Below are 18,287 nucleotides of genomic sequence, written 5' to 3' on the forward strand. Positions count from 1 at the left end.
ACACCATGGGAGAAACAGCACCGACCGCAACGCGGCAGACACGCCGGGATCCGCTGACGATCGACGGGGTGGAACTGGGCTCGCGGCTGATCATGGGGACCGGCGGCGCGCCGAGCCTGGACGGCCTCGGCACCGCCCTGGTGGCCTCCGGAACCGAACTCACCACGGTGGCAATGCGCCGCTACTGGCCGGCCGAAACCGGTTCGCTGTTCCAGTTGCTGGCGGAGCGGAACATCCGGGTGCTGCCCAACACCGCCGGCTGCTTCACCGCCCGGGACGCCGTCCTCACGGCCGAGCTGGCCCGGGAAGCACTCGAGACGGACTGGGTGAAACTCGAGGTGATCGCCGACGAGCACACGCTGCTGCCAGACGCCGTGGAACTCGTGGAGGCCACCGAACAGCTGGTGGCCCGCGGGTTTAAGGTCTTCGCCTACACGAACGATGACCCGGTGCTCGCCCTCCGGCTCGAACACCTCGGCGCGACCGCCGTGATGCCCCTCGGCGCCCCGATCGGCACCGGCCTGGGCATCCTGAACCCGCACAACATCGAACTGATCGTCTCCCGGGCGTCGGTGCCGGTGGTGCTCGACGCCGGCATCGGCACCGCCTCCGACGCGGCGCTCGCGATGGAACTGGGCTGCGACGCCGTGCTCCTCGCCACCGCCGTGACCCGCGCCCAGGACCCGGCGATGATGGGGGAAGCCTTCAAACACGCCGTCATCGCCGGCAGGCTTGCCCGGAACGCCGGCCGGATCCCGCGCCGCGAGCATGCCCTCGCCTCGTCCGCCATGGAGGGCCGCGCCGAGTTCCTTTAGCGGTTCCGGTGCCGGAACACCGGCCGGAGTACCATTCCTGAAAAGAAATGTGGCGGCAGGTGTCCTCTTGGCGGCATCGTCCTCGTCGTACTGATGTATCGACCGACTAGAAGGAGCACTTGTGGACTACATGCTTTTTATCTGTACCGATCCCACCGCGCCGGAATATGTGGCCGCCGAGGACAACATCGAGGAATGGGCGGCCGAGGTGGAGGCCCGGGGCATCGCCCGGCACGGGGACCGGCTGCGTCCTGTCGAGGACGCAACCACGGTCAAGGTGCGCGCCGGCGAGCTGGTTGTCAGTGACGGCCCCTTTGCCGAGACCAAGGAATGGGTGGCGGGCTACGACATCATCGCCTGCGCCGATCTTGATGAGGCGATCGAGGTCGCATCCAAGCACCCGATGGCACGATTCGGCAAGATCGAGATTCGGCCCGTGTGGCCGTTCGGATCCTAGCGGCCGGCCCGGAGCCGGCGATGACGGACGTCGGGGTCCCGTGAAGGCTGAAGTAAAGGACGTGCGGACCGCCATCGAAGAGGCCTCCGCCGCGGAGACCGCGCGGATCAACGCCACCCTCATCCGCGTCACGGGCGACTGGAGCCTGGCGGAGGACTGCGTCCAGGACGCCTTCGCGCGCGCCCTGGTCGACTGGCCGGAGCGTGGAATCCCGGACAACACCGGGGCGTGGCTGACCACCGTCGCCAGGAACAGGGCGATTGACCGGATGCGGAGCGCTGCCAGCGAAAAGAGGGCGGTGCGGGAACTCGGGATTCTAGCTGAGCTCGAAGCGCTGGCTGACGCCGCCCCCGGCGACCCGGGGGACGGCGACGACCGGCTGCGCCTGATCCACACCTGCTGCCATCCGGCCCTCGCGCTGGAGGCACGGGTGGCCCTGACCCTGCGCACCGTGGCGGGCCTGACGACGGGCGAGATCGCCCGCGCGTTTCTTGTTTCGGAGGCGACCATGGCAAAACGGCTGGTCCGCGCCCGCGCCAAAATACGCGACGCCGGGATCCCCTACCGGGTGCCCCCGCCGGAGCTGATCGCCGAACGCACCGCGGGGATCCTGGCCGTGCTGTACCTCATGTTCAACGAAGGGTATGCCGCCACCGGCGCCGACACCCTGATCCGGGAACCCCTTGCCCGGGAAGCGATTCGGCTCAACCAGCTGCTGATCGCGCTGCTCGACGGGTCGCCGCAGCAGCCCGAGGCCATGGGACTGCTGGCGCTGATGCTGTTCCAGCACGGCCGGCGGAATGCGCGCACCGACGCCGCCGGGGACCTGGTGACGCTGGAAGACCAGGACCGCGGACGGTGGGACCGGTCAGCCACGGCGGAGGCGCTGGACCTGCTGTCCGCCGCCGACCGGATCGGCATTACACGCGGCGCCCGGCCCGGCAGCTACCGGATCCAGGCCGCCATCGCCGCGTGCCACATGACCGCCTCCGACTTCGGCAGCACCGACTTCGCCCGCCTGGCCCAGCTGTACGACCGGCTCGCGCAGCTGGCGCCGTCACCGGTCGTCGAACTCAACCGCGCCGTCGCCGTCGCCATGTCCCAGGGGCCGGACGCGGGTCTGGAACTCATCGCCCGGCTGGAACGGACCCGGTCGCTGGAGGGGTACTACCTCCTGCCCGCCGCGAAGGCGGACCTCCTTCGCCGCCTCGGCCGGATGCCGGAGGCCGGCCATGAATACCGGCGCGCCCGGGAACTGGCGCCCTCCGAGGCCGAGCGGCGCTACCTCAACAAACGCCTGGCGGAAACCCGCCCGGAAGAATCGGGAGTACTGTGATGCGCATGGAGATGCGTCTGGAAGTCGTTCAAGTGCCTGTCGCCGACGTCGATGCGGCCAAATCGTTCTACACCGAGAAGCTCGGCTTCGCGCTGGACCATGACGTGGAATACATTCCCGGCATGCGGGTGGTGCAGCTGACGCCGCCCGGCTCCGCCACCTCGATAGTCGTCGGCACGGGCATGACCACCATGGCCCCCGGGAGCCTCGAAGGGCTGCAGTTGGTCGTCCCGGACATGGCGGCCACCCGTACCGAACTGCTGCGGCGCGGAGCCGAGATCAGTGAGGTCCAGGACATGGGCGGGATCGCCTTCGCCTATTTCAGCGACCCGGACGGAAACCGCTGGGTCATCCAGGAATCCACGTCCCCTGGGGCGAAGGAAGCCTTTCAGGGCTAGGGCAGAGGCAATCTCTGCTCAAACATCCCGCGGGGCAGTAGGCGGGTGTTCGGCCACGCAGAAGAGGTTCCCCTCCAGATCAGCCAGGGTGGTCCACTGCACGTGCGGGAATTCGTCCAGGACGTCCCACCGGTAGGTGGCACCGAGGCCGAGGAGACGATCGACCTCGGACTGTCGTGACCCCCAAGGGACGGTCAGGTCCAGGTGGAACGTTTGGTGTTCGGGGCGGGGACCGGTCATCGGTTGGAAGAACATTGCGAACCCTCCGGGGCCGGCCGGTGGCAGGTAGACGCTGTCACCTCCGGGTGAAGGCGAGGCGCCGGTCACGGATGCCCAAAATTCGGCAAGCCCGGCTGGATCCTGGGCCTCCAGGTTTACCGCACCAAGGGTGATCTGAGGAGACGTCATGGCTGCCACGTTAGCAGTGTGGCCACCCACCCGTGGGGGAGTGGCCACACTGCTGAGGGCTTTCGCGTTAGAGCCGCAGGATGGCGGACATCCGCGCCGTATCCTGCCGGGTGCGGGACCGGCCAAGATAGATCACGGCGCCGATGGCCGCGGCAGTGCCCAGCAGCAGGGGCAGGACCCATGGGATCCAGGTCAGGCCCGGCAGGTAGCCGAAGCCGGCCACCATAAAGATGATCCAGCTCAGCATCCCCACGCCGAGGGCAATCCCGGCGGGCACACTGATGCCGTACTTGGCGTGCCGTTTATCGTTGGCCCAGACCACGAACCCCGCAGCCACGGCCACCATGGCGACCACAATCAGGGACAGCATTCAGGCTCCTTTGTGAAGTGCATTTGTGAACTGCGGGGCGGGGGTGCGGATCCGGTGAGCGGTGCCTAGAGGGCGCCGAAACCGACGCGGCGGACTTCCTCGGCGCCGATTTCGACATAGCCCAGGACGTTCGCCGGGATGATGATCTGGCGGCCCTTCTCATCGGTCAGTCGAAGTTCGGTGCCCTTGGAGATGGCCTCGCCCACAAGCTTCGCCACCGCGTCCGCGTCCTGGTTCGATTCCAGGGCAATTTCGCGGCCGATGTTCTGAATGCCGATCTTTACTTCCACAGCAAGGCCTCCCAGCCAATCAAAGTGTTCAGTGTCTTCTCTACGAGTTTTCTCTACGAGGGTTTCTCTATTTGTACTCTAGGACTCTTTGGGGAAGCGGGAGATTCCGCGCCAAGCTAAACGGTAGATCAGGTCGCTGGCCACATCGAGGTCCAGGTTCCCGTCGGTTTCCAGCCAGTACCGGGCGCTGACCTGCGCCATTCCGGCCAGGCCGCGGCCCAGGAGCTGGGCTTCCAGGAGCGGCAGCTTGGTGTCCTCGGCGATGACCTTCGCGATGGCGTCGGCGAACGTCTTGTTGAACGTTTCCAGCCGCGCACTCACGTCGACGTCGTTGACCAGGTCCGATTCGAAGACCAGCCGGTGGGCCTGGTCGTCGTTCGCGATGAAGCGGTAGTAGGCGCGCATCACGGCCTGGACGCGTTCGTCGTTGTCCGTGGTGGAATTCAGGGCCCCCAGCATAAGCTCGGTGAGGGCAGACAGGTGCCTGTCCAGCAGCGCCAGGTAGAGGTCGCGCTTGGACGGAAAGTGCTGGTACAGCACCGGTTTGCTCACGTGCGCCGTTTCGGCGATCTCGTCCATGGCCGCGCCGTGGTAACCGTTGGCCACAAAGACCTCCTGCGCGGCGGCGAGCAGCTGGGCGCGCCGTTCATCGCGCGGGAGCCGCGCCGAACGCTGCGTCCCGCCGCGCGTCGGGCCGGCCGGCGACTTTCCGGTATGTCCCCGCTCAACCGGTGCCTGATGAACCACTGTCGGCCTACTTTCCCTCGCTGTTAGCTCCACTTTACGCGGGGGTAATATGACCTGGCGGCAACTTCGGGCATAGATTGAAGTATGGCTTCCAAGTTGACCGCAAACGGCACCCCCGCAACACCGGCACCGGCGCCCGGACCGCTGGTCGAACCGGCGGACGGCCTCACGCCCGAGGAGGTGGAGCGCTACTCCCGCCACCTGATCATTCCCGAGATCGGCTCCCTCGGGCAGCGCCGCCTGAAGAACGCCAAGGTCCTCGTGATCGGCGCCGGCGGCCTCGGCTCGCCCGCCCTGCTCTACCTGGCCGCCGCCGGGGTGGGAACCCTGGGCATCATCGACGACGACGACGTGGACCTGAGCAACCTCCAGCGCCAGGTAATCCACGGCGTGGCCGACGTCGGCCGGCCCAAGACCGAGTCCGCCCGCGACGCCATCGCCGCGCTGAACCCCCTGGTGGAGGTCCGGCTGCACCACGTCCGGCTCGACGCCGCCAACGCCCTGGAGCTCTTCGCCGGCTACGACCTGATCGTTGACGGTGCCGACAACTTCGCCACCCGCTACCTCGTCAACGACGCGGCCTCGATCCTCGGCAAGCCCTACGTGTGGGGTTCGATCTTCCGCTTCGACGGGCAGGTCAGTGTGTTCTGGGAGCAGCACGGCCCGACGTACCGGGACCTGTATCCGGAGGCGCCGCCCGCGGGGTCCGTCCCCTCATGCGGGGAAGGCGGAGTGTTCGGCATGCTGTGCGCCGCCGTCGGGTCCCTCATGGTGACCGAGGCGGTCAAGCTCATCACCGGCGTCGGGCGTTCCCTGCTGGGGCGGGTGGCGCTGTTCGACGCGCTCGGCGGCAGCTGGCGCGAGATCAAGGTCTCCCGGGACCCCGAGGCTCCGCGCGTCACCGAACTCACCGACTACGAGGCGTTCTGCGGGATCACGCCAACCGCCGACGCCGGGACCGAGCACACCGTCACCGCCACGCAGCTCGCCACCATGCTCGCCTCGCGCAAGGCCGGACTGAAGGACTTCCAGCTTGTGGACGTCCGCGAAAGCGGTGAATTCGAGATTGTCAGCATCGAAGGCGCCACGCTGATCCCGCAGGGGAGGATCCTGGCCGGCGACGCATGGGCCGAGCTTCCGCAGGACACCGACATTGTGTTCCACTGCAAGGGCGGCACCCGCTCCGCCGCCGTGCTGGCCGCTGCCCGTGCGGCCGGCTACGAACGGGTCAGCCACCTCGAGGGCGGCATCCTCGCCTGGGTGCGCGACGTCGAGCCAAGCAAACCGGTCTACTGAGAGGCATTGCGATGAGCGAGCATAACGGCCTGACCCCGCAGCACAAGATCGGCTCGGGTTTTGGCCCGCGGTCGACGGCGGCGGAGGTGGTCGCGGGGCTGGACCTGGCCGGGAAGGCCGCCATTGTCACCGGCGGCTACTCGGGGCTCGGCCTGGAGACCGTGCGGGCGCTGGCCTCGGCCGGAGCCCGCGTGATGGTGCCGGCGCGGCGACCCGAGCACGCCCGGAGGGTCGTGGACGATGCCGGGCTGGACGGTGTCGGCGTCGCCGGGCTGGACCTCGCCGAGCTGTCCGGCGTGCGGGAGTTCGCGGAAGGCTTCCTCACCTCCGGCTTCCTCGGCGAGGCCGGCAGCCTGGACATCCTGATCAACAATGCCGCCATCATGGCCAGCCCCGAGCAGCGCGTCGGCCCGGGCTGGGAATCCCAGTTCGCCACGAACCACCTGGGCCACTTCGCGCTCACCAACCTGCTGTGGCCTGCACTGGCCGCGGGGGAGGGAGCCCGTGTGGTGGCCCTGTCCTCCACCGGCCACAAGCTCTCGCCGATCCGCTTCGAGGACATCAATTTCGACTCCGGCTATGACAAATGGAAGGCGTACGGGCAGGCGAAGACGGCGAACGCGCTGTTTGCCGTGCAGCTGGACGCCCTCGGGAAGGGGTCCGGTGTCCGGGCCTTTGCCGTGCACCCGGGCGGCATTATGACCGAACTGCAGCGCCACCTGCCCCGGGAGGAGATGATCGCCTCCGGCTGGATGGACGCGGACGGCAACCTCAACGAGCGGTTCAAGACACCGGCCCAGGGCGCCGCCACGTCCGTCTGGGCCGCCACCTCGCCGCGGCTGGCGGGCATGGGCGGGGTCTATTGCGAGGACTGCGACATTGCCGAACCGACGGAGCCGGGAACCCCGGAGGCGCGGATCAGGGGAGTGGACGCCCACGCCGTGGACCGCGCCGACGCCGAGCGCCTCTGGAGACTGTCCGCCGAACTGACGGGGATCAACGCCTTCGCCGGGCGGTAGGCCTGGCGCCGGACCGGGCCACAGCGTGGGCCCGGGGGGCCTAGGCCGTTTCCCGGCCGCTCTCGACGGCGGGAAGTGCGCTGTGGTCGACCGGGCACTGCGCCTCGGATTCGGCCGCGCGGCGGGCTGCCGGCTGTTCGACCGTGATGCCGTAGACGGCCTCGAGGCCGGCCACGTAGTCGTCCTGCTGGCCGTTCGCGGCGAGTTCTCGGGCGCGGACGGTGGGTACGTGCAGCAGCTGCTTGACCATCCGGCGCAGCGCGAACTCGACTTCCTCGGCCGCCGCGGTGCAGCCGTGGCGGGCGCGCACCTTTTCCATCTCAGCGTCGAGCACGTCCATGGTGTGACGGCGCAGGGCGACGATCGCAGAATCGACCGAGCGCGCCTCGCGTTCCTGCTCAAAAGCCGTCGCGGCGCCGTCGACGATGCCGCTGGCCTGGTTCAGGGACTCCGCCTGTTCCTGCGGGGCGGCCAGCCGGACGGATTCGAGCGTCAGCAGCTCGACGCCGTCGAGCTCGGCGACGGCCGGGTCGAAATCGTGGGTGAGGGCCAGGTCGATCGCGATCAGCGGCTGCGGCGACGCGGACCGGATCCGGGCCAGTTCGGCGGCTTCGACCCGGTTGTCGGAGCCGCTGCAGCCGATCATCACATCGGCGGCCGCGACGGCGTCCGGCAGGGAGTCGCTGTCCAGGGCGGTGCCGCCGCGGGTGGCGACGAAGCCGGCGGCGCGGCCGGAGGAGGAGAAGACGGAGATGTCGGTGCAGCCGCGTTCGCGCAGCAGCGACATGGTGGCGCCGGCGTAGGCGCCGGTGCCGAAGACGACGGCCTTCTTGCTGGACCAGTCGGGGTTTTCCGAGAGGTCGGTCGCGAGGTCCAGGGCGACGGAGACGATGGACAGCCCGCGTGAGCCGAGCGCGGTCTGCGCGCCGACGTCCTTGGCGGTTTTCGAGGCGGCCTGGAAGAGCCGCACCAGGCCGGAGCTGGCGGTGCCCTCGTGCTGGGCGGTGATCAGGGCGCGGCGGACCTGGCCGGCGATTTCGCGTTCGCCGACGACGGCGGAGTCCAGGCCGGAGCTGACCGCAAACAGGTGACGGGTGACGTCCGGGCCGGTGCGCGTATTAAAGGAACGGGAGACGATCTGCTCGTTCAGCCCGCTGGCGCCGCTGATCTGGGACACCAGGGCGGCGCGGGCCGCCTCGACGTCGTCCGGGTGCGGGGCTTCGCCGTAGATCTCGAAGCGGTTGCAGGTGGCAAGGACAACGGCACCCGCCACGGCCGGCGATCCGGCGAGGGCGGATGTGGCCAGCCCCGAAGCGCCGGTGCTCAGTTGAGCAACGGTCTCGAGGTCGATGTCGGCGTGTGTAGCCACCAATGAGAAAAGAACCACAGCAGGACAATCATAGCTTTTTCGCGTCCGTGTAGAACAACTACCGGGCGTGGGACTGCGCACCCCGGGCTGTGATTCCCGCCACGACGGGGCCGGCAGGGCCGCAGCTGACAGGTTGTCGTTATCTTTTGAGACTGATTTTCGGCACAATCAAAGGCATGACTCCTAGCGCGGCGGCAATGAACGGCACTGCAACCAACGGCCCGGCAAACGACGGCACGGCACACAACAGTCTCGACGCCGGCCACCCCCTGATGGACGGCCGCACCGCCGACTCGCCGCTGATTACGGCCTACCGTGGCGGCAAGCCCTCCCGGCGCCCCGTCTGGTTCATGCGACAGGCCGGCCGCTCGCTGCCGGAATACCTCAAGGTCCGTGAGGGCGTGGCCATGCTGGACTCGTGCCTGCGCCCCGAACTCGCCTCGGAGATCACCCTCCAGCCCGTGCGCCGGCACGACGTCGACGCAGCCATTTTCTTCTCCGACATCGTCATCCCGCTCAAGCTGGCCGGCGTCGGCGTGGACATCGTCCCCGGCGTCGGTCCGGTGCTGGAAAAGCCGGTGCGCACCGCCGCAGATGTCGCCGCCCTGCCGCAGCTGAGCTGGGAGGCCCTGGAGCCGATCCGCGAAGCCGTGCGGCTGACCGTGGCCGAACTCGGAAGCACCCCGCTGATCGGGTTCGCCGGCGCGCCGTTCACCCTGGCCGCGTACATGGTCGAGGGCAAGCCCTCCCGCGACCACCTCGGCCCCCGCACCATGATGCACGCCGATCCCGAGACCTGGACCGCGCTGGCCAACTGGGCCGCGGACGCCTCCGGCCTGTTCCTGCGCGCGCAGCTCGAGGCCGGTGCCTCCGCCGGGCAACTCTTTGACTCCTGGGCCGGCTCCCTCGGGCTGGCCGACTACAAGCGCTTCGTGGCACCGGCATCTGCCCGCGCCCTGGACCACGTCCGGCACCTCGGTGCCCCGCTGATCCACTTCGGCACCGGCACCTCCGAACTGCTCGTCGCCATGCGCGACGTCGGCGTCGACGTCGTCGGCGTGGACTACCGGCTGCCGCTGGACGAGGCCAACCGCCGGCTCGGCGGCACCGTGCCGCTGCAGGGCAACATCGACCCGGCCCTGCTCTCCGCGCCGTGGGAGATCCTCGAAGCCCACGTCCGTGAGGTCATTGCCGCCGGCGCCTCGGCCCCGGGCCATGTCCTGAACCTCGGCCACGGTGTGCCCCCGGAAACTGACGCGGCGGTCCTGACCCGCGTGGTGGAACTGATCCACTCCATCTCCCCGGAGTAAACCCCATGGACACCGACCCTGACGCCGCCACTGGACGGTCCGCCGCTGCTGGCCTAGCCGCTTCCGCGCCCACGGCCGTGGTCGTGGGCGGCGGCATCTCCGGTCTGCTCGCCGCGAGGGAGCTGGCCCGTGCGGGCGTCCGGACCACGGTGCTTGAAGCCTCCGGAGAGTGGGGCGGCTGCGTCGGCAGCCACGTCGTGGCCGGCCTGACCCTGGACAGCGGCGCGGAATCCTTCGCCACCCGCTCGGCGGCGGTGGCCACCCTGGCCGGGGAACTCGGCCTCGGCGCGCAGATCGTCCAGCCGAACCCCGGCGGCGCCTGGGTCCAGCTGCCCGAAGGCCCCCGGGAACTGCCGAAGACCGGGGTCCTTGGCATCCCGGCCAACCCCTGGGACCCCGAGGTCCGGCGCTCCCTCGGCCTGATCGGCTCCCTCCGCGCCTCGTTCGACGCCCTGCTGCCGGCATCCGTGGGGACGGCCGCAGCCGCCACCAGCGTCGCCGACCTGGTCCGGGCCCGGATGGGCAGGCGGGTGCTGGAGCGGCTTGTCGCGCCGGTGGTAGGCGGCGTGCACTCGGCCGACCCGGCCCTGCTGGATGTGGACATGGTGGCGCCCGGCCTGCGCGCCGGCCTCCGCACCCACGGCTCCCTCGCCGCCGCCGTGGCCGCACAGCGCCGCGGCCCCGCCGGCCCGGCTGCCCAACGGGGCGCCGGTCAGCCTGGCCCGCAGAAAGCGGGCTCCGCCGTCGCCGGCCTCCGCGGCGGCATGCACACCCTGATCACCGCCCTCCTCGCCGAACTGCGCGGTCTGGGCGCCACCCTGCTCAGCGGGACCCGCGCCGACGCGGTGGAGCGCATCCCGGGCGGCTGGCGCGTCACCGCCGGAGGAGACCGGTTCGACGCCGGGCGGCTGGTGGTCGCGGTGGAAGGCCCGGCCGCCGTCGGGCTGCTCGCCGGCACCATCCCCGCCCTGGCCGCCCTCCGCCCGGACGCGGGCCCCGACGTGCGCCTGGTGACCCTGGTCCTGGACCGTCCCTCCCTCGACGCCGCGCCGCGCGGCACCGGTGTGCTCGTGGCCCCGCAGAGCCCCGGCGTCCGGGCCAAGGCACTCACCCACGCGACCGCGAAATGGGCCTGGCTGGCCGAGCGCACGCAGCCCGGCAGGCACGTGCTCCGCCTGTCCTACGGCCGCGGCGAACACCTCCCGGAAAACGGCGCCGTTACCGCGCCCGGGCCCGGGCCCGGGCGCGACGAGGACTTGTTCGAGGCAGCTCTGGAGGACGCCTCCGCGCTGCTGGGCGTCCCGCTGTCGCAGACCGACGTCGTCGGCTGGGACGTGGTGCGGTGGTCCGGTGCCCTGCCGTTTGCCGCGCTGGGCCACAAGCGGCGCGTCGACGAGGTCCGGAAGCTCTGCGCGGCGGAGGGAAACCTCGCCGTCGTCGGCGGCTGGCTGTCCGGAAACGGGCTCGCCGCGATCGTCGCCGACACACCCAAGCAAGTGGCGTCCCTGCTTCCCTAGAGCGTGTGCCTGGGCCCGGGCTGCGGGTCCCTTTCGCTGCGTGCTAGCCGGAAAGGGGCCGTTTCGGCAAATTTTCCCCGCCGGCCTTCAGCGGCTAGGCTCGATGACCATGGTTATGCACAGGTCCGAAGTTCCAGAAACGCCGGCCGGTCACCATGGGGGACTTCGACGCGGCACAGCGGTGGCGGCGCTCGGAGCGGTACTGGCTCTCACTGCAGGGGTTCCTGCCACCCAGGCGGCCTCGCCAACGCCCAGCCCGAACGCGCCGACGGCCTCGATTTCCGTCGGCATCGACGACGTGATCGGCGGCCTGCTGGGATCCCCGTCCCCGTCTCCCACGCCGTCGCCGTCCTCCGGCAGCACCGCCCCGACCCGCAGCACACCTCCGTCGACGACCACCGCGCCTGCTCCGTCGCAGACGCCGGAGCAGCGGGCTTCAGCCGCGCCCGCCGGGCCCGGGACGCTCGCCCCGCAGCCGGTCCCGGCAGCGCTGCAGCCGGCAGGCCAGGCGCCCGCCCCGGAGGCGCCCGCCGCGGAGGCCCCCGCCGCGGCCGCCCCGGACACGGCGGCCGGCACGCCGTCGGCCGCCCCCAGCGTCACCTCCCAGTCCGCCACCACGATCTCCGCCGCCAAGGCAGCCGCGCCGACGGCGACCGCATCCTCCGGTGACAAGATGCAGGCCGCCTCCGCCGTCGAACCGTCCGGGCCCTCCGCCCTGGTGGGATGGGGCATCTGCCTGGTGGCCGTCTCCCTGGGCGCCGGCGCTGTGGCCCTGCGGATGCGCCGGATCTAGGCCGGCCGCCGCCGGGCCATCCTGTGGCCGTCCGGGCTCGCCGGACGACGGCGTTGTGAAATTGAGCACTTCTACGCCCTGTAGAAGTGCTCTATTTCGACTTAGCTCGGGGGAGGGGGCAGACTGGTATCCATGAGCCACACTTCTGCCGAATCTGTCACTAAAACCGGAACAGCAGCCGAGGACTCCACCGAGCAGTTCTTCACGCTCTGGACGGTCTTCAAGCGCTCCGCCGACGTCCTGCGCAGCGGCGACGCCGCCGAGGACTTCGAAGCCCTCCTGGGGCGGCTGGCCGGGGACGGCGTCGTCCACCGCGGCAGCTACGACGTCTCCGCGATGCGGGCGGACGCAGACATCATGATCTGGCTGCACGGGCCCAAGGCCGAGGCGCTGCAGCGGGCGGTGCGCGACATCCGCCGCAGCAAGCTCTTCACCGGCACCGAGATCGCCTGGTCCGCCATGGGCGTGCACCGCGAGGCGGAATTCGCCAAGAACCACACCCCGGCCTTCTCCCGCGGCGTGGAACCGGCAGAGTGGCTCTGCGTCTACCCGTTTGTGCGCTCCTACGAGTGGTACCTGCTGCCGGACGCCGAGCGCGGCGCGATGCTCCGCGACCACGGACTGCTCGGCCGCGACTTCCCGCAGGTCATCTCCAACACCGTTTCCTCCTTCGCGCTCGGCGACTGGGAATGGATCCTGGGCCTCGAAGCCCCGGAACTCGTGGACCTCGTGGACCTGATGCGCCACCTGCGCGCCACCGAGGCCCGCCACCACGTCCGGGAAGAAATCCCCTTCTACACCGGCCGCCGCGTCAGCGCCGTCGAAATCGCCGAGGTGCTCGCGTGAGCCCGCTCGATCCGCAGGAAGCAGCCCTCACCGCCGTGAATCCCGTCACCGAGGCCGGCCGGATGGACCCCAAGGACTACGACGCCGTACTGCTCGCCTCCTTCGGCGGCCCCGAGGGCCAGGAAGACGTCATCCCGTTCCTGCGTAACGTCACCCGCGGCCGCGGCATCCCGGACGAACGGCTCGAAGAGGTCTCGCACCACTACCGCGCCAACGGCGGCATCAGCCCCATCAACGCCCAGAACCGCCGGCTCAAGGCGGCCATGGAAGCCGAACTCGCCGCCCGCGGCATCGCCCTGCCGGTCTTCTGGGGCAACCGCAACTGGGACCCCTACATCCCGCAGACCCTGCAGGAGATCTACGACGCCGGGCACCGCAAGGTCTTGATGATCACCACCAGTGCCTACTCCTGCTACTCCAGCTGCCGGCAGTACCGCGAGGACATCGGCATGGCGCTGGCCGAAACCGGGCTGGACGGCAAACTCGAAGTGGACAAGGTCCGCCAGTACTTCGACCACCCGGGCTTTGTGGAGCCGTTCGTTGAGGGCACCGCCGCCGGCCTCGCCGACGTCCGCGCCCAGCTGGCCGCCGCCGGAACCCCGGACGCCCCGGTCCACATCCTGTTCGCCACCCACTCGATCCCCACCCGCGACGCCGAGGCGGCCGGCCGCTCCGAGGCCGAGCCGCGCCAGTTCGAGGAAGACTCCGCGTACGTCGCCCAGCACCTCGCGACCGGCACCGAGGTCATCCGCCGGGTCGAAGCCGAGTCCGGCGACACCGCCCCGTGGTCCCTCGTGTACCAGTCCCGCTCCGGCGCCCCGCACGTGCCGTGGCTGGAACCCGACATCAACGATGCCATCGAGGAACTCGCCGGCCAGGGAGTCAAGGGCGTCGTGATTGTGCCGCTGGGCTTCGTCAGCGACCACATGGAAGTGGTCTGGGACCTCGACACCGAGGCCCTCGAAACCTGCGGCAAGCTCGGTGTGGCGGCCACCCGCGTGCCCACGCCCGGGACGCACCGGAAGTTCGTCGCCGGCATCGTGGATCTGATCTCCGAACGGACCGCCGCCAATAACATCGCCGACCGGCCGCACCTGACCAAACTCGGCCCCTGGTACGACGTCTGCCGGCCCGGCTGCTGCGCCAATTTCCGCGGCGAAAAGCCCACCATCGCCGGCGCGGACACCAGCGTCGGCACGGGCCACGACCCCTACCCGGCGCCCTCCGGCGCCACCGCTCCGGCTGGCCAGGCTGCGCCGTGACCGTCCGGATCGGCACCCGGGCCAGCAAACTTGCCCTGACCCAGACCCAGCAGACCGCGGACCAGCTGGCCGCCGTCGGCGGATTCCCGGTGGACCTCGTGCAGATCCGCACCGACGGCGACGTCCTGACCGGCTCGCTGTCGCAGATGGGCGGCACCGGCGTGTTCGTGGCCGCGCTGCGTGATGCCCTGCTGCAGGACGCGTGCGACGTCGCGGTCCACTCGCTCAAGGACCTGCCCACCGGTCCTGCCCTGGGCCTGACGCTCGCTGCGACGCCGAAGCGCGCCGACGTCCGCGACGTGCTCTGCGCCCGCGACGGGCTTACCCTCGCCGGACTGCCTGCCGGCGCCACCGTGGGAACGGGATCCCCGCGGCGGGCCGCGCAGCTGCGGGCCGCCCGCCCCGATCTGGACATCCGTGACATCCGCGGCAACGTGGACACCCGGCTGGGCCGGGTGCCCGGCCTGCCGGGCAACAGCACCGACGCCGTGGTGGAGGGCAAGTCCTGCGACCTCGACGCCGTTGTCCTCGCTGCCGCCGGACTGCACCGGATCGGCCGGCTCGACGCCGTCAGCGAATACCTTGAGACGAACGTGATGCTCCCCGCCGCCGGGCAGGGGTCCCTCGCAATCGAATGCCGCACCGGCGACGCCCCCCGCAAGGCAGGCTCGACCGAGGGCTCGCAGGGCGTGCTCGCCCAGGCCCTGGCTGCCCTGGATGATCCGGACACCCGGCTGGCCGTCACGGCCGAACGGGCGCTCCTGGCCCGGCTGGAGGCTGGCTGTGCCGCCCCGGTGGGCGCCTACGCCCAACGTAAGGGCAGCATGCTGCACCTCGAAGCCGTGGTCTGCGCCGTGGACGGCACGGCAACGGTCCGCGACAAGAAGGCCACCGACGGGCTGTCGGAAGTCGGCGCCACCCTGCTGGGCATCGAGCTGGCCGAGGCGCTGCTGGCCGCCGGCGCCGCCGACATCGCCGACCTGGCCGCTTCCTGAGCCGAACGGATTCTTCTCTGATGGGACGCCGTAGCGCCAACGTCCGGCCGGACGGGAACGCCGGGCCCAGGGTGCTCGAAGGGGCCCGGGTCCTGGTCACCCGCAGCCCGGACCGGGCCGGCGCGCTGGTGTCCGCGCTGCGCGGCACCGGCGCCGAGCCGCTACTGCTGCCCCTCATCGACTTTGAAGCCGCGTCCGACCAGCATTCCCTGGACGTGGCCTTCGACGCGCTCGGCGCCGGCGCCTACTCCTGGCTCGTGGTCAGCAGCGTCACCACGGTCCAGGTCCTCGAGGCGAAGGCCGCCGAACGCGGCGCGGCGCTCAGCGCCTGGCTGCCGGGGAACCTGCAGGTGGCTGCCGTCGGACCGGCCACCCGCAGCATCCTCGAAGCCCTCGACATCGCCGTGGACCTCGCGCCCGCCGGGCAGCAGTCCGGAGCAGGGCTGCTCGCCATCTGGCCCCGGCACCAGGGCAGCGTGCTGCTGCCCCAGGCCGACATCGCCGACCCGCGGCTCCGCCGCGGATTGGAGGCACGCGGCGCCTCGGTCCAGATTGTCACCGCGTACCGCACCGTCGACTACCCGGCCGACCCGCGTCGCGGCCTGTCGGCGACCGGCGCGCCCGGGGAGCCGGAGCACACCGCCGAAGTCCTGACCCCGGCCGAGGCGAAAGCCGCCCTCGACGCCGGTACCCTGCACGCCGTCGTCGCCGCCTCACCGAGCGCCGCCCGCCGGGTCCATGCCGGGCTCGCGCCGCTGGGCGAGTGCCGCCTCGTCGCGATCGGGCGGTCAACCGCCGCCGAGGCCCGCACCCTGGGCCTGCCGGTTGCCACCGTCGCCGAACAACCCACCGTCTCCGGCCTCGTCGCCGCCGTCATCGCCGCCCTGGACCCGGGACACCCGGCCCCGGACCCCCAAGCCCACTCTCCCGTCCAACCGCCGACCGTGAAGGACCAGCCATGAGCTTCCCAACCCACCGCCCCCGCCGGCTCCGCACCACCCCCGCGATGCGCCGGCTGACGGCCGAACACCGCCTCTCCGCCGCCGAACTCATCCTCCCCGCCTTCATCCGCGAAGGACTCACCGAGCCGAACCCGATCGCCTCGATGCCGGGCGTGCAGCAACACACCACCGACTCGCTCAAACGCGCCGCCGCCGAGGCCGTGCAGCTGGGCGTCGGCGGCATTATGCTCTTCGGTGTCCCCGCCGAACGGGACGCCCGCGGCACCGCCTCCCTGGACCCCGACGGCGTACTGAACAAGGCCATCCGGGACGTCAGGGCCGAGGTCGGCGACGAGCTTGTCATCATGAGCGATGTCTGCCTCGACGAGTTCACCGACCACGGCCACTGCGGCGTCCTGGACGCGCACGGCTACGTGGACAACGATGCGACGCTCGAGATCTACGGGCAGATGGCCGTGGCCCAGGCCGAGGCCGGTGCGCATGTGCTCGGGCCCTCCGGCATGATGGACGGCCAGGTCGCCGTGATCCGGCAGGCGCTGGAGCAGGCAGGACACGCCAACACCGCCGTCGTGGCCTACGCCGCCAAGTACGCGTCCGCGTTCTACGGCCCGTTCCGGGAGGCCGTCGACTCGCAGCTCACCGGGGACCGGCGCACCTACCAGATGGACGCCGCCAACCGCCGCGAAGCGATCCTCGAGGTGGAACTGGACCTCGAGGAAGGCGCCGACATGGTGATGGTGAAACCCGCCATGAGCTACCTTGACATCCTCGCCGACGTCGCCGCGATGAGCACGGTGCCGGTGGCCGCCTACCAGATTTCCGGCGAGTACTCGATGATCGAGGCCGCCGCCGCGAACGGCTGGATCGACCGGAAGGCCGCCATCACCGAATCCGTGCTCGGCATCAAACGGGCCGGCGCCAACATGGTCCTGACCTACTGGGCAAGCGAACTCGCCGGCTGGCTGAAGGCGTCCCGGTGAGCGCCCCGGCACTGCCGGACCCGGCGTCCGGCGCCAACCCCACCGCCCCCGTCGGGCCGGAGACGATCCTGCTCGGACTGAACACCTTCGGCGACGTCGGCGTGTTCCCCGACGGGCACCCCGTCCCGCACGCGCAGGTGCTGCGGCAGCTCCTGGAGCAGGCCGAGCTCGCCGACCAGATAGGGCTCCACGCCTTCGGGGTGGGGGAGCACCACCGCCGCGACTTCGCGGTCTCCGCGCCCGAGGTGTTCCTCGCCGCGGCGGCCGCCCGCACCAAGCGCATCCGGCTCGGCTCCGCCGTGACCGTACTCAGCTCCGATGACCCGATCCGGGTCTTCCAGCGTTTCGCCACGGTCGACGCCATCTCCAACGGCCGGGCCGAGGTTATGCTGGGCCGCGGCTCGTTCGTGGAGTCCTTCCCGCTGTTCGGACTGGACCTGGCCGACTACGAGGTCCTGTTCGAGGAAAAGCTCGAGCTCTTCGACAAGGCCCGCGCGCAGAAACCGATCAAATGGGAGGGCCGCACTCGCCGCCCCATCAACGGGCTCAGCGTCTACCCGCCGCTGGAGCACCACCTGCTCCCGGCCTGGATCGGCGTCGGCGGCACCCCCGAGTCGGTGCTGCGCTGCGCCGAATACGGCTACCCCATCATCTTCGCCATCATCGGCGGTCAGCCCCGCTCCTTCGGCCCGCTGGCGGACCTCTACCGGGAGGCCATGGCCAAATACGGCCACCCTATGCAGCAGATCGCCACGCATTCGCCCGGGCACGTCGCCGCCACCGACGAGGAAGCACGGGAGGAGTTCTTCCCGCACTGGCTGGCCCAGCGCAACCAGATCGGCGCCGAGCGCGGCTGGGGCCCGGGCAACCGCGCCGAATTCGACTACCTGTGCACCCCCGAAGGCGCGCTGTATGTCGGCTCGCCGGAGACGGTCGCCGCCAAGATCGCCCTGCTCAAGCAGAACCTGGGCGTGGACCGCTTTGACCTCAAGTACAGCAACGGCACGCTCCCGCACGCCGCCATGATGCGCTCGATCGAGCTGTTCGGCACCGAGGTGGCACCGCGGGTGGCCGCCCTGCTGGCCGGCGCTGCGCCGGCACCGGACAAGCCCTGAAA

At 70.6% G+C, this 18,287-nt stretch carries 20 protein-coding genes; 15 read left to right on the forward strand and 5 right to left on the reverse strand.

Features of this window, described 5'->3' with window-relative positions; all coding sequences use genetic code 11:
- Window positions 1–5: 5 nt before the first annotated feature.
- The 4 genes from ABLI39_RS03315 to ABLI39_RS03330 all read left to right on the forward strand — a co-directional run bounded on the left by ABLI39_RS03315 (window position 6) and on the right by ABLI39_RS03330 (window position 3,006).
- Window positions 6–815, forward strand: coding sequence for a thiazole synthase (locus ABLI39_RS03315; RefSeq protein WP_349411979.1), 810 nt, complete (start codon window positions 6–8; stop codon window positions 813–815).
- Window positions 816–945: 130 nt separating this feature from the next.
- Window positions 946–1,272 (forward strand): YciI family protein, encoded by a 327-nt coding sequence (locus tag ABLI39_RS03320; protein WP_349412201.1) that lies wholly within the window; start codon window positions 946–948, stop codon window positions 1,270–1,272.
- 40 nt (window positions 1,273–1,312) lie between these two features.
- Window positions 1,313–2,608 (forward strand): RNA polymerase sigma factor, encoded by a 1,296-nt coding sequence (locus ABLI39_RS03325; RefSeq protein ID WP_349411981.1) that lies wholly within the window; start codon window positions 1,313–1,315, stop codon window positions 2,606–2,608.
- A gap of 5 nt (window positions 2,609–2,613) precedes the next feature.
- Window positions 2,614–3,006 carry a VOC family protein gene (locus ABLI39_RS03330; protein WP_349411982.1) on the forward strand — a complete coding sequence of 131 codons (393 nt, stop codon included), beginning with the start codon at window positions 2,614–2,616 and terminating at the stop codon, window positions 3,004–3,006.
- Between the two features lie 18 nt (window positions 3,007–3,024).
- Here the strand turns inward: ABLI39_RS03330 and ABLI39_RS03335 are convergent, their stop codons facing one another.
- The 4 genes from ABLI39_RS03335 to ABLI39_RS03350 form a co-directional block, all read right to left on the reverse strand.
- Window positions 3,025–3,414 carry a VOC family protein gene (locus tag ABLI39_RS03335; RefSeq protein ID WP_349411984.1) on the reverse strand — a complete coding sequence of 130 codons (390 nt, stop codon included), beginning with the start codon at window positions 3,412–3,414 and terminating at the stop codon, window positions 3,025–3,027.
- A 67-nt stretch (window positions 3,415–3,481) separates the two neighbouring features.
- Window positions 3,482–3,784, reverse strand: coding sequence for a cytochrome c-type biogenesis protein (locus tag ABLI39_RS03340; protein WP_349411985.1), 303 nt, complete (start codon window positions 3,782–3,784; stop codon window positions 3,482–3,484).
- A gap of 65 nt (window positions 3,785–3,849) precedes the next feature.
- Complete coding sequence (locus ABLI39_RS03345; RefSeq protein WP_349411987.1) at window positions 3,850–4,074, reverse strand: DUF3107 domain-containing protein; 225 nt, start codon at window positions 4,072–4,074, stop codon at window positions 3,850–3,852.
- A 78-nt stretch (window positions 4,075–4,152) separates the two neighbouring features.
- Complete coding sequence (locus ABLI39_RS03350; protein WP_395940416.1) at window positions 4,153–4,821, reverse strand: TetR/AcrR family transcriptional regulator; 669 nt, start codon at window positions 4,819–4,821, stop codon at window positions 4,153–4,155.
- 84 nt (window positions 4,822–4,905) lie between these two features.
- Here ABLI39_RS03350 and moeB point away from each other — a divergent pair, with 84 nt between their 5' ends.
- Both moeB and ABLI39_RS03360 read left to right on the forward strand, forming a co-directional pair.
- Window positions 4,906–6,117, forward strand: coding sequence for a molybdopterin-synthase adenylyltransferase MoeB (gene moeB, locus ABLI39_RS03355; protein WP_349411988.1), 1,212 nt, complete (start codon window positions 4,906–4,908; stop codon window positions 6,115–6,117).
- Between the two features lie 11 nt (window positions 6,118–6,128).
- On the forward strand, window positions 6,129–7,136 hold the full coding sequence (locus ABLI39_RS03360) for an SDR family NAD(P)-dependent oxidoreductase (protein WP_349411990.1): 1,008 nt from the start codon (window positions 6,129–6,131) through the stop codon (window positions 7,134–7,136).
- Between the two features lie 40 nt (window positions 7,137–7,176).
- Here the strand turns inward: ABLI39_RS03360 and ABLI39_RS03365 are convergent, their stop codons facing one another.
- Window positions 7,177–8,523 (reverse strand): glutamyl-tRNA reductase, encoded by a 1,347-nt coding sequence (locus ABLI39_RS03365; protein WP_349411992.1) that lies wholly within the window; start codon window positions 8,521–8,523, stop codon window positions 7,177–7,179.
- Window positions 8,524–8,681: 158 nt separating this feature from the next.
- Between ABLI39_RS03365 and hemE the strand changes: the two genes are divergently transcribed.
- From hemE to ABLI39_RS03410, 9 genes are all read left to right on the forward strand, one after another.
- Entirely contained in the window at window positions 8,682–9,815 is a 1,134-nt protein-coding gene (gene hemE, locus ABLI39_RS03370) for a uroporphyrinogen decarboxylase (protein ID WP_349411993.1), read from the forward strand.
- Window positions 9,816–9,820: 5 nt separating this feature from the next.
- The gene (gene hemG / locus ABLI39_RS03375; RefSeq protein ID WP_349411994.1) at window positions 9,821–11,332 is read left to right on the forward strand and encodes a protoporphyrinogen oxidase; all 1,512 of its coding nucleotides are present in this window, start codon (window positions 9,821–9,823) and stop codon (window positions 11,330–11,332) included.
- A 109-nt stretch (window positions 11,333–11,441) separates the two neighbouring features.
- Complete coding sequence (locus ABLI39_RS03380; protein ID WP_349411996.1) at window positions 11,442–12,125, forward strand: hypothetical protein; 684 nt, start codon at window positions 11,442–11,444, stop codon at window positions 12,123–12,125.
- Window positions 12,126–12,257: 132 nt separating this feature from the next.
- A complete protein-coding gene (hemQ, locus tag ABLI39_RS03385) occupies window positions 12,258–12,971 on the forward strand; it encodes a hydrogen peroxide-dependent heme synthase (protein WP_349411997.1) in 714 nt (237 codons plus the stop codon).
- A complete protein-coding gene (locus tag ABLI39_RS03390) occupies window positions 12,968–14,233 on the forward strand; it encodes a ferrochelatase (protein ID WP_349411999.1) in 1,266 nt (421 codons plus the stop codon). Before hemQ ends, ABLI39_RS03390 begins: the two co-directional genes overlap by 4 nt.
- Window positions 14,230–15,228 carry a hydroxymethylbilane synthase gene (gene hemC / locus ABLI39_RS03395; protein WP_349412001.1) on the forward strand — a complete coding sequence of 333 codons (999 nt, stop codon included), beginning with the start codon at window positions 14,230–14,232 and terminating at the stop codon, window positions 15,226–15,228. The genes ABLI39_RS03390 and hemC overlap by 4 nt, the downstream gene beginning before the upstream one ends.
- Window positions 15,229–15,248: 20 nt before the next feature.
- Complete coding sequence (locus tag ABLI39_RS03400) at window positions 15,249–16,190, forward strand: uroporphyrinogen-III synthase (RefSeq protein WP_349412002.1); 942 nt, start codon at window positions 15,249–15,251, stop codon at window positions 16,188–16,190.
- A complete protein-coding gene (hemB, locus tag ABLI39_RS03405) occupies window positions 16,187–17,170 on the forward strand; it encodes a porphobilinogen synthase (protein WP_349412003.1) in 984 nt (327 codons plus the stop codon). Before ABLI39_RS03400 ends, hemB begins: the two co-directional genes overlap by 4 nt.
- Window positions 17,167–18,285, forward strand: a complete 1,119-nt coding sequence (locus ABLI39_RS03410) for an LLM class flavin-dependent oxidoreductase (protein ID WP_349412005.1) — start codon at window positions 17,167–17,169, stop codon at window positions 18,283–18,285. The genes hemB and ABLI39_RS03410 overlap by 4 nt, the downstream gene beginning before the upstream one ends.
- Window positions 18,286–18,287: the final 2 nt, after the last annotated feature.

The sequence above is a fragment of the Pseudarthrobacter sp. B907 genome, from assembly GCF_040137805.1.
Taxonomy (GTDB): Bacteria; Actinomycetota; Actinomycetes; order Actinomycetales; family Micrococcaceae; genus Arthrobacter.

Coding starts and splice junctions, on each gene's coding strand:
- ABLI39_RS03315 (WP_349411979.1), top strand. CDS start 6: ATGGGAGAAACAGCACCGACCGCAACGCGGCAGACACGCCGGGATCCG.
- ABLI39_RS03320 (WP_349412201.1), top strand. CDS start 946: ATGCTTTTTATCTGTACCGATCCCACCGCGCCGGAATATGTGGCCGCC.
- ABLI39_RS03330 (WP_349411982.1), top strand. CDS start 2,614: ATGGAGATGCGTCTGGAAGTCGTTCAAGTGCCTGTCGCCGACGTCGAT.
- ABLI39_RS03335 (WP_349411984.1), bottom strand. CDS start 3,414: ATGACGTCTCCTCAGATCACCCTTGGTGCGGTAAACCTGGAGGCCCAG.
- ABLI39_RS03340 (WP_349411985.1), bottom strand. CDS start 3,784: ATGCTGTCCCTGATTGTGGTCGCCATGGTGGCCGTGGCTGCGGGGTTC.
- moeB (WP_349411988.1), top strand. CDS start 4,906: ATGGCTTCCAAGTTGACCGCAAACGGCACCCCCGCAACACCGGCACCG.
- ABLI39_RS03360 (WP_349411990.1), top strand. CDS start 6,129: ATGAGCGAGCATAACGGCCTGACCCCGCAGCACAAGATCGGCTCGGGT.
- hemE (WP_349411993.1), top strand. CDS start 8,682: ATGACTCCTAGCGCGGCGGCAATGAACGGCACTGCAACCAACGGCCCG.
- hemG (WP_349411994.1), top strand. CDS start 9,821: ATGGACACCGACCCTGACGCCGCCACTGGACGGTCCGCCGCTGCTGGC.
- ABLI39_RS03380 (WP_349411996.1), top strand. CDS start 11,442: ATGGTTATGCACAGGTCCGAAGTTCCAGAAACGCCGGCCGGTCACCAT.
- hemQ (WP_349411997.1), top strand. CDS start 12,258: ATGAGCCACACTTCTGCCGAATCTGTCACTAAAACCGGAACAGCAGCC.
- ABLI39_RS03400 (WP_349412002.1), top strand. CDS start 15,249: ATGGGACGCCGTAGCGCCAACGTCCGGCCGGACGGGAACGCCGGGCCC.
- hemB (WP_349412003.1), top strand. CDS start 16,187: ATGAGCTTCCCAACCCACCGCCCCCGCCGGCTCCGCACCACCCCCGCG.